This is a genomic window from Streptomyces sp. NPDC059003, assembly GCF_042740445.1.
In the GTDB taxonomy this organism is placed as follows: domain Bacteria; phylum Actinomycetota; class Actinomycetes; order Streptomycetales; family Streptomycetaceae; genus Streptomyces.
The window spans coordinates 1-9,957 of sequence record NZ_JBHYJH010000254.1; the positions used below are offsets into that span (position 1 = coordinate 1).

The 9,957-nt window shown below is 68.6% G+C and carries 7 protein-coding genes and 2 pseudogenes; 3 read left to right on the plus strand and 6 right to left on the minus strand.

The window, feature by feature from the left end; genetic code table 11:
• A partial coding sequence (locus ACFWZ5_RS42365) for a hypothetical protein (RefSeq protein ID WP_384892418.1) occupies positions 1-1,192 on the minus strand: 1,192 nt, incomplete at its 3' end.
• Between the two features lie 362 nt (positions 1,193-1,554).
• On the opposite strand from ACFWZ5_RS42365, the gene ACFWZ5_RS42370 reads away from it, so the two are divergent.
• From ACFWZ5_RS42370 to ACFWZ5_RS42380, 3 genes and pseudogenes are all read left to right on the plus strand, one after another.
• On the plus strand, positions 1,555-1,776 hold the full coding sequence (locus ACFWZ5_RS42370) for a hypothetical protein (protein WP_384892421.1): 222 nt from the start codon (positions 1,555-1,557) through the stop codon (positions 1,774-1,776).
• Positions 1,777-1,906: 130 nt separating this feature from the next.
• Positions 1,907-2,134 carry a hypothetical protein gene (locus ACFWZ5_RS42375; protein WP_384892424.1) on the plus strand — a complete coding sequence of 76 codons (228 nt, stop codon included), beginning with the start codon at positions 1,907-1,909 and terminating at the stop codon, positions 2,132-2,134.
• Positions 2,135-2,199: 65 nt separating this feature from the next.
• Positions 2,200-4,329 (plus strand): annotated as a pseudogene (locus ACFWZ5_RS42380) (DUF4158 domain-containing protein); the annotation flags it as partial.
• 91 nt (positions 4,330-4,420) lie between these two features.
• Here ACFWZ5_RS42380 and ACFWZ5_RS42385 read toward each other — a convergent pair.
• From ACFWZ5_RS42385 to ACFWZ5_RS42405, 5 genes and pseudogenes are all read right to left on the minus strand, one after another.
• Positions 4,421-4,981: pseudogene (locus tag ACFWZ5_RS42385) on the minus strand (thiol:disulfide interchange protein DsbA/DsbL); the annotation flags it as partial.
• A 318-nt stretch (positions 4,982-5,299) separates the two neighbouring features.
• Positions 5,300-7,606 carry a hypothetical protein gene (locus ACFWZ5_RS42390; protein WP_384892427.1) on the minus strand — a complete coding sequence of 769 codons (2,307 nt, stop codon included), beginning with the start codon at positions 7,604-7,606 and terminating at the stop codon, positions 5,300-5,302.
• 369 nt (positions 7,607-7,975) lie between these two features.
• Positions 7,976-8,852, minus strand: a protein-coding gene (locus ACFWZ5_RS42395) for an IS5 family transposase (protein ID WP_384892430.1) whose coding sequence is annotated in 2 segments (ribosomal slippage) — positions 7,976-8,782 and positions 8,784-8,852 — 876 coding nt in all. Because the reading frame shifts where the segments join, the coding sequence is not laid out codon by codon here.
• 112 nt (positions 8,853-8,964) lie between these two features.
• Positions 8,965-9,210, minus strand: a complete 246-nt coding sequence (locus ACFWZ5_RS42400) for a hypothetical protein (protein WP_384892432.1) — start codon at positions 9,208-9,210, stop codon at positions 8,965-8,967.
• Positions 9,211-9,339: 129 nt separating this feature from the next.
• Positions 9,340-9,957: tyrosine-type recombinase/integrase (locus ACFWZ5_RS42405; RefSeq protein WP_384892435.1), on the minus strand; the 618-nt coding region annotated here is incomplete at its 5' end.

The window sequence follows — 9,957 nt, forward strand, 5'->3', positions numbered from 1 at the left end:
GGATGAACCAGTCGAGCATCTTGGTCACCGGGGTGGACAGGGTCAGCTGCCAGGACCGGATCGCGGAGTCGTGGTCGGTGAGGTCGAGGGATTCGCGGTATTCGTCGAGTACCGCGTGCCGCAGGGTCCTGCCGATCATCTCGGGTGGCAGGATCCGGTCGAGGTCGGATGCGACGCTCCAGGCCAGTCCTTCGGCGATCTCGCGGACCGCCTGTTCGTTGCGGCGACGCAGCACCCACCGCTTCCTGATGTCGGGGCGGGCCCAGAGGGTGGCGTGGAAGGATTCGGTGAATCGGTCGCGTACGGCGGCCGCGCCCACGGAGAGGTTGTCAACATCCTTGCCATCGAGCGCTTCGCGCAGGCCCTCGGATGAGCGGCGCCGTACCTCAACCCAGTCGGCGGCCACGGCCTTCGACCACATGGAGCGGCCCGAGACGTTGGCCTGCGGCGCCGGGACGCTGTTCTCTTTGCGGGCGATGTAGCCGCGCAGGGTCGAGGCCGTGATGCCGGCGAGCGCGGCCATCTCCGATACCCCTATGAGCTGGTCACCGGAGAGCTCGGGGCTGGCGATGTTCACCACGCACCGCTCCAGCGGCAGTGCGTCGTCCTGCTGTGTATGCAACTGTGCCCACAGGGCCAGGTCGTTGCCCCAGTTCTTCGGCGCCGCGACCTCGGGGTCGAAGTCTGCGACCTTCCCCACGTACGCGAGGTCCGGCTGTCCGCTGCCGTCGAGGAGGTCCGCAGCGGTCACGGTGCGCGCGGCCCTGGCCCGGCGCTGCTCGTAGTGCTCGGCGACCGGGTCCCATACCTGCTCGGGCCGGTACCAGGTGGCGCCGTCCCACCAGTGCCCGCCGGCGCGGAACAGCAGCGGGTCGCCCCACCAGCTGTCGTGCAGCGGTGCGAGGTGCTCGTCGAGCATCAGCAGCACGGTGCGGCCGTACTCGGGGTGGGCACGCACCGACCAGCCGAGGTCGGTGCGCAACGGGTCGGAGGTGAAGGCCAGCCAGCCGGGATTGCCGTCGTGGTGGACCCTGTCGAAGCGCCCCCACATGTTCTCGGCGACGTTGCGGCCGACGGCCTCGATGGCCTCCGGGCCCTCGTCGAGGGGGATGTGTGAGTCGTCGACGAACGGCAGGCCCGGCACTGGGTGGTCGGTGCGGATTCCGTTGGCGAGCGGGAGGTGGAAGGTCATGTCGGCATGGTGGCGCTGAGAGCGGACACGTCCCTTCAGCGCTTCCCGGGGCCGCGGGGAGCTGTCCGGACACCTCAGTCGCTTCGGCGGCGGAATCCAAGAAGGGCGCGGCAGGAACTCCTTGCCGCGTATGGCCGCTGGCGCCCCCTCGGACTTCTGAAGAGGCCGTACGCGTACGGGTGTGCATTCGCCGGTTCACGGCCCTGGCCGCCTCCACCGGTTTCCTGGCTCCGCGCTGCACGCCACAGCAGCGGCAGGAACGAACTGGGAAGGGAGACGAGACCTCCATGTCCCGCACGTACCACCACCGGCCGCCGTGGGCCTCCCGGCACAACCCCGCTCGGGCGCGAGGAACCGACGACATGGCCGCAGTCCGTAAGGGCTATCTGGTCCGTACCGTGCGCGACGACGAGGGGTACCCGCAGCTGACGCGCAAGGCGCTGCTGCGCGCCGCGCGGCCCGGCGAACGCAAAGCCTTCCAGCGCGGGTTCAACCGCCGTGACCGGCGTGCCGCCCGCCATGCCCTGCGCGGCGGCGTTGAGCCGCCGCGTGTTCCGCGGCGCTGCGTCAACGGGGAGCTCTGACCGGCTACCGGCGCGGCATGACCGCTCGGCTCCGCAGATTCGCCACGACGCGACATCGCCACTCCCGGCACCGTTCACTTCACCCCTGTACAGCCGCCCGAGTTCGAAATCCACACCCAGAAGGAGCGCCATGACCGCCACATACCCGCCCGGCCTGCCTGCCGTCCCCGACAACGGATGGAACACCGGCCTCCTCGCCGACCTTGGCATCGAGCGACCCGACGAGGGCTGGGCCGTCGCGATCTCCGAGTTCGGCCTGGACACCGACTCCGCCGTCCAGGCCGAACTTCGCCTGCTGGCCTACCTCAGGCTTTACATCGGTACAGCCATTAGCGCTAAGCCGTTGATCATGGTCTGAGGCTTGGGTTCCGGTTCGGTGAAGTCGCCTCCCGTCAGCATGTTGTCCGCGTACGGTCACGCGCCATGCCAGTGGAATTCTTAAGTGACGACCAGGCCGAGGCGTACGGGAAGTTCACCGAGGAGCCGACCCGCCCGGAGCTGGAACGCTTCTTCTTCCTCGACGACGAGGACCGCAAGCTGATCGCGAAGCGCCGTGGGGACCACAACCGGCTCGGCTTCGCGCTGCAGATGTGCACAGTGCGCTTCATCGGGCGGTTCCTGCCGGACAATCCGCTCGATGTGCCGTGGACGGTGGTCGAGCACGTCGCGGAGCAGCTCGGCATCGAGGACGTGTCGTCGGTCAAGCGGTACACCGAGCGGCAGATGACGCCGTACGAGCATGCGTGGGAGATCCGGGACGCCTACGAGTACCACGAGTACGAGGACCCGGAGTGGGGGCGGAAGTTCCGTACGTTCCTGCACGCGCGGGCATGGACCGCGCATGCCGAGGGCGCGAAGGCATTGTTCGATCATGCGGTGGGCTGGCTGCGGCGTAACCGGGTGCTGCTGCCAGGGGTCTCGGTGCTGGCCCGGCAGGTCTCTGAGGTGCGGGGAATTGCGGAGAAGCGGCTGCATGCGACGGTCGCCAAGTCCGCCTACCGGGCGGACCCGTCGCTGCCCGGGGACCTGGTGGCGCTCCTTGAGACGCCGGCGGGCAGGCGGTTCTCGTATCTGGAGGAGCTGCGCCGGCCGCCGACGAAGACCACGGGGACGGCGATGAAGCCGGCACTGCAGCGGGTGGATGAGATCGCCGTCTACAAGCTGGGCCGGGTGAAGGTGGACAAGCTCCCGCCCAACCGCCTGGCGGCCCTGGCCCGGTACGGGCTGGGGTCGAAGGCGACGAGCCTTGCGCGGGCGAGCGAGCCGAAGCGGACCGCGATGGTGACCGCGGTGATGCGGCACCTGGAGGCCAAGGCGATCGACGACGCCCTGGATCTGTTCACGGTGCTGATGTCGACCCGGCTGATCAGCACGGCTCGGCGCAAGACGGACAAGGAACGGCTGTCCGCATTACCGCAGTTGGAGAAGGCGTCCCGGCTGGTGGCGCGGGCGGCGAAGGTGCTGATCGAGGAGCTGGAGCTGGAGCTGGTCGAGGAGACCGGTGCGGACGTTGACGTGGCGGCGCTGTGGCGGGCGGTGGAGGAGGTCGCCCCGCGCGCCCAGGTCTCCAGCGCAGCCGCCCTGGTGACCAGCCTGGTGCCCGAGGACGACGGCAGCGCCGAGGCGGCGATGCGTGAGGCGCTGACGGGCCGCTACAACACGGTCAAGCCGTTCCTGTCGCTGCTCGGCGACACCAAGATGCTCGGCGCGGCGCCGGCCGGGGAGCGCATCCTCAAGGCGGTTAAGCGCCTGCCCGCCCTCTCTCGGCGGCAGGTGACGAAGAAGCCGCTGCTGAAGCGGGAGATCGACGACAAGGTGGTGCCCGCCTACTGGCGCAAAGCGGTGTACGCGAACAAGGACCTGCCGCAGGGCGCGGTGGACCGCGACGCGTACGCGGTGTGTGTCCTGGAGCAGCTCCACCGGGCGTTGATGAGCCGCAACATCTTCGCCACGCCGTCGCACCGCTGGTCGAATCCGCGGGCGCGGCTGTTGGACGGCAAGGCGTGGCAGGCCGTGCGCGAGGACGTGCTGGCCGGTCTCAGCCTCGACATGCCCGTCGAGGAGCACCTGGCCCAGGAGGTGCGGGTGCTGGATGCTGGCTGGCGGCAGATGGCCGATCGCCTCGAGGAGGCCGGGGCGGACGCGAAGGTCAGCCTTGAGGTACAGCCGAACGGCCGCGTCAAGCTGAACGTGGACGCGCTCGGGTCACTCGGGGTGCCCCCGTCGCTGGCCCGGCTGCGCAAGCGGGTCGAGAAGATGCTCCCGAAGATCGACCTGCCGGACCTGCTGTTCGAGGTGCACGCCTGGACCGGGTTCCTGGACGCCTTTGTGCACCTGGGCGACGGCAAGACCAGCATAAAGGACCTCACCACCTCGGTCGTCGCGCTCTTGGTGAGCGAGGCGTGCAACATTGGGATGACGCCGGTGGTCAATCCGATGTTGGAGTCGCTGACCCGCTCGCGCCTGGTCCACGTCGACCAGTACTACCTGCGCGCCGACACCATCTTCTCTGAACTACTGTCCTGTGCCATTGAAACCTTGATCGTGCGCCATCGAACTTTGACTGGCCCGGTTGCGATGGTGCGTGATCGCACCTGCCCGGCCGACGCGATCACGCAGCGATATGAGGCACGCCTCGGACTGTCTACCGCGCGGCACGCTCCATGGCGATCAGGTGGTTGGCCACGTTCAGCATGCCCTCGGGGCCGCCGGCCGTGCCGAGGTCGAACCGGTACTTTCCGTTCACGATCATGGAGGGCACCCCCGTCACCTCGTACTTCTTGGACAGCTCCTTGGCCTGGTTGACCTGCCCCTTGATGGCGAAGGAGTCGTAGGTGGCCAGGTACTTGTCCTTGTCGACGCCCTGGGTAGCGAAGAAGTCGGCCTGGTCATTCTTGTCGGTCAGCCGCTTGCGCTGGTTCTGGATGGCGTCGAAGGTGGCAGCGTGAACCTTGGGCTCCACCCCCATGGCCTCCAGCGTCAGGAATGCCTGTCCGTGGGCGTCCCACGGGCCGCCGAACATGGCGGGCACCTTCCGGAACACCACGTCCGCGGGCAGCTTGTCGGCCCAGGGGTTCACTGTGGGCTCGAAGTGGTAAGTGTGGGGGTCGCCGTACCAGAAGAGTTGCACGGCTTCGATCTTCCCGGGCACGCTCACGGGCACCGGGTTGGAAAGCTCGATGTACTCCTTGCCGGCGATCGGCTCAGTCATGGTCGACTCCATCCATCACGTGATCATGGTGACTGCCCCGGCGGGGCGGCCGTTCGTGGCGATCATGGCGCGTGCACCGCCCGCTCGTAGGTCGGAGCACCGAGATTGACCGAATCGGGCGTGATTCTCACCCCACTAGGGCCTGTCCGACGGGTCAGTCGCGCGCCTGCTGCTGCGGCGGCCGTTGGCCTGGACGGAGAGATTGGTGCTGGTCTTGCGTGGTAAGGCGGAGGAGCAGGTGTCAGGGGCTGAGCAGAAGGGTGGGCCCCTGCGGGAGGTGTTCCTGCAGGGGCCCGGAACTGTGCGTGGTCGCTAGGCGACGCGTGCGGTGAGGGTCACCGGGGGACGGCGGCCGATGATGGCGCTGCCGTCACTGGACTGCTGTCCCGGCTGGGCGTCGGGCAGGGCGCGGATGCCGAGGGCGTAGGTCAGTGCGATGCGGTCGGTGGCGCCGGTGTTGAGGTGCGGGTTGGACGAGATGACCAGGATCCTGCCGTCGTCTTCCAGGCGGGCCTCCAGGGCGCCGGACACTACGGGCTGGGCCTGGTGGTAGTCGTAGGTGGCGGTGCCGGTGAAGGCGAAGCCGGTGGGCGCGATGAAGTGCTGCTCGATCGTGCCGGGGTTGACCGACTGGTCGTTGATCGAGCGGATCTCTAGGATGAGCCTGTCGTTCTCGCCCGGCGCCGTGGTGGGAACGGTTTCCTGGAGGACGCGCAGGGCCCGTTCGTCCAGGGCGGAGCCGCTGACGATGGCGGAGATCTGCACGGGGGTGTGGCGGCCGACGCTCGCGGAGCCGTTGGCGTACCGGCCGGGCAGGGCATCGGCGCGGGCCTGGACGGGGATCGTGTAGATCACCGAACCGGCGTCGCTGGTCGTGGTGTTGACGTGCGGGTTGGCCGTGATGATGAGCGTGCGGCCGCTGTCCTCGATGCGGTGGGTGAGGTTGCCCGAGATGACGCCGTGGATGGTCTCGTAGTAGGCGTAGGTGGGCTGGCCGGTGAAGACGAAGCTGGAGGGCGCGGTGTAGCGCTGGACGATGGTGCCGGGGTTGACCGGCTGGCCGGTGGGTGAGAGGTAGCGCATGGTCAGCACGGTGCGCTGGCCGGGTGCGACCTCCGGGACGGTGTTCTGGTAGATCGTCAGCGCGGTCTCGTCCGCCTCGGGGGCGGGCGCGATGACGGTGATGGGCAGGGTGTAGACGTTGTCCTTCAGGTTCAGGTCCCCGCTGTACTGGATCTCCAGTGTGGAGGTGTAGAGGCCGGGCGGTATGCCGTCGGTGGCGGTGATGCGGAAGACGCCGTCCAGGGTGCCGTTGTGGGCGATGAGCTGCTGGCCGGTGAAGGTGCGCGAGAGGCGCCGGCCGGTACTGCCCGGAGGGCCGGTCAGCCCTTCGGCCAGCGTCAGTACGACGGTGACGTACTGGCCGTCGGCCGGGTTGGGGCCCCGGTTGCGGATGCGGGCGCCGAGGTCGAACTGCTGGCCGCGCGGGACGGTGTAGGGGTTGATGACCTCGCCGTACAGGTCGGCCGAGGGGGGCGGCGGGGGCTTCATGTCGGCCACGGCCGTCACCCCGCGCACCCGCTGATTGCTCAGGTCGGCGATGTACAGGTTCCCGGCGCGGTCCAGCGCCACCCCGACCGGGTGGTAGAGCCGGGTGGTCATGGCCGGTCCGCCGTCGTCCACGTAGCCGCCGGTGCCGGTGCCCGCGACGGTGGTGATGAGGCCGTCCGCAGTGACCTTGCGGATCCGGTGGTTGCTGTGGTCGGCGATGTACAGGCTGCCGCCTTCATCGACGGTCACGCCGTAGGGATAGTAGAGGCGGGTGGCAAGGGCGGGGCCGCCGTCGGAGACGTACCCGCCGGTGCCGTTGCCCGCCACGGTGGTGATGAGGCCGTTCGGGGTGACCTTGCGGATGCGCTGGTTGTGCCCGTCGGCGATGTACAGGTTGCCTTCGCCGTCCACCGCCACACCTGCGGGGTAGTGGAGGCGGGTGGCGATGGCGGGTCCGCCGTCGGAGACGTACCCGGCAGTGCCGTTCCCGGCGACGGTTGTGATGTTGCCGTTGGGCGTGACCTTGCGGACCCGGTGGTTGTGCCGGTCGCCGATGTAGAGGTTCCCGGCCTTGTCCACCGCCACCCCCCAGGGGTAGTGGAGCGGGGTGGCGATGGCGGGTCCGCCGTCGGAGACGTACCCGGCGGTGCCGTTGCCCGCGACGGTGGTGATGCGGCCGTCCGGGGTGACCTTGCGGACCCGGTGATTGTGGGCGTCGCCGATGTAGACGTTGCCCGCGTCGTCGACCGCCACGCCGAGAGGGTAGTTGAGCGAGGTAGCGACCGCGGGTCCGCCGTCGGAGATGTATCCCCGCTGGCCGGTGCCCGCGATGGTGGTGATGGTGCCGTTCGGGGTGACCTTGCGGACCCGGTGGTTGTTGGAGTCGGCGATGTACAGGTTGCCTTTCTTGTCCACCGCGACGCCGTGGGGGTTGCTGACCCTGGTGAGTGCGCCGGGGCCGCCGTCGGAGACGTACCCGGAGATCCCGTTGCCCGCCACCGTGGCGATGGCGCCCTCGTACAGACCCCCGGGCTGCGGGCCGGCGCCGGTGCTGACTGCTGTGGTCATGGTCGGTGCTCCTGTCTCTGGGCAGAGAGGATCTGCCGTGAACGGGCACGAGCGTCAGGCGGCCGACGGCCGCCCGTTCCTCCTCGGGCGGGCCCGGCCTGGGAGCAGGGGGGGCAGCGCGGCGTGAGAAGGTTTAGAGCAAAACCACTAAAAGAAGGATATCGGCACCAAAGAGAGGAGGGAGCGGGCATACAGGCCATAGCGCGTCCTCGGCATGTGCTGTGGGAAAGCCCGTGACCGACGGCCGGTGTCCGGTCGGCTCACCGACACGGCACGGCAGACGTGGGACGCCAGAGGCAACGGAGCCACGGGGCGGCTGACGCAATGCGTGCGAACTGTCTTTCGGTGCTGGTCTGGATGGACCAACGGCTAACAGATCCAGAGCCGGATCGCGGCGAGGGCGACCGTGCCGTGAAAGACGAACGCTCTGTCATACCGGGTCGCCACGGCCCGGAAGCCCTTGAGCGCGTTGATGGTCCGCTCGACTTCGTTCCTGCGGGCATATCGAGCCCGGTCGAATCCGACGGGTCGGCCGCCCCGGCTGCTGAGCCGCCGGCGGTTGGCCCGCTGGTCACGGCGCTCGGGAATCGTGTGCCGGATCTGGCGTCGCCGCAGGTACCGTCGGTTCCGGCGCGAGCTGTACGCCTTGTCGGCACACAGGTAGTTCGGACGCATCCGTGGATGCCCGCCAGCCGGGCGCGGAGCGCGGATCCGGTCCAGGACCGCAATCAGATGCGGGGCGTCGCCCCACTGACCGGGCGTGACCAGGAATGCCAGCGGGCGGCAGCGGCCGTCACTCGCCAAGTGAATCTTCGTTGTGAACCCACCGCGTGAACGACTAATCGCCTCGTCGAGGCGATGCTCGGCAGGGCGCGCGCGTCGTCCCGGTATCCGCGCCGGGCGGTGATGGGCCCCGGCAGCATGCTGGTGAGCTCGACACACCGTGGAGTCCACGCTCACCACGCTCCAGTCGATCCGGCCCTCTGCATCAGCGTCAGCCTGAACGGCCCGCAGAATCTTCGCCCACGTGCCGTCCGTCGACCACCGCCGGTGACGATCATGGACCGTCTTCCACTTCCCGAACCGGGCAGGAAGGTCCCGCCACGGAATACCGGTCCACAAACGGAAGAGGATGCCGTTGATGACAGTGCGGTGACTCTTCCAGCGTCCGCCCCGTCCTACCCCTTTTCGGCAGGTGAGGCTCCAATCGAGCCCACTCCTGATCCGAGAGATCACCCCTTCCCACAGGGGGCGGAACGACAGGGATCCAGCTCAGTCACTCGACCCGTCGGACAGGCCCTAGGTCACCGACCAGGTGCGACCAACCCTCGACGACAGGGTTCGTTGACACGGGACAACTACGAGGGATGGGTGGATCGGGTGGCGATCTGGCCGAAGGTGGGCAGGCCGAGGTGGACCACAGTGGATCGGCGGGCGACTTCGGCGTCGAGCTGGGCGAGCCTGTCCTCGGCGGCGGCGAGGCTGACGCTGAGCCCGTCGACTTCGCCGAGCCAGCCTTCGCGCTCGGCTTCGGCAATCCGCGCGATGAGGTTGACCCGGATCTCGTCGAGGCGGGGACGCTCGTGCGGGTCGACGCGGAGCATCGCGCACCGGACGCAGGCGTGCTCGTGGACGCACTCGCTGCCGAATGACCGGCCGCAGGTGCCGAGCGAGAGCTTGCGGCGCTCGAAGTGGCCCAGGAACGCCTCCCACTCCTCGCTGGTGGGAACGCGCTATTCCTCGCCGGGCCGCAGGCTGCGGCGCCGGGCGATGAACGCCTGGTGAGCGGCGATGGCAGCGCTGGGATAGACGGCGTTGTAGTGCATCGTGGTGTTGATGTCGTCGTGGCCGGCGATGACCTGAGCGATGTGCGGAGGCAGGCCGTTCATGATCGCGTCGGTGATGAACATCCTGCGGAAGTCGTGGGGCTGGTAGTCCAGGAGCTCGCTGGCGGCGTCGGTCAGCTGGGCGGCCTCGATCACCTCGTTGAGCGCCTTGCGGATCGTGTTGACCGACAGGATGTGGTCCTCGCCGTTGACCTGCCACTGGAACAGCAGCGGCATGGGCGGGTTCCAGACCCTCTCGGCCGCGTCGTAGCTGACCACCAGGGGGACGACCCCGCCCGCGCCGCGGATCCGGCAGACGATCGCGCTCAGGACATCGGCAAGCTCGGGGGTGACCAGCAGGACGCGCTCCTCGTCGGTCTTCGACGGGGCGATCTGCAACAGCGGGACGACCTCGCCGGTCGTGGGCAGCCGGTATTGCAGGATGCTGTGGTGGCTCAGCTCCAGCATCTCCTCGATCCGGATGCCGGTGTGCCGCAGCACTTCGATCGTGGCCCAGGCCCAAAA

Bases quoted from the DNA above. Each gene is read 5' to 3' on its own strand.
- ACFWZ5_RS42375 (WP_384892424.1), top strand. From the start codon at position 1,907: ATGACCGCCACATACCCGCCCGGCCTGCCTGCCGTCCCCGACAACGGA.
- ACFWZ5_RS42370 (WP_384892421.1), top strand. From the start codon at position 1,555: ATGGCCGCAGTCCGTAAGGGCTATCTGGTCCGTACCGTGCGCGACGAC.
- ACFWZ5_RS42400 (WP_384892432.1), bottom strand. From the start codon at position 9,210: ATGCTCCGCGTCGACCCGCACGAGCGTCCCCGCCTCGACGAGATCCGG.
- ACFWZ5_RS42390 (WP_384892427.1), bottom strand. From the start codon at position 7,606: ATGACCACAGCAGTCAGCACCGGCGCCGGCCCGCAGCCCGGGGGTCTG.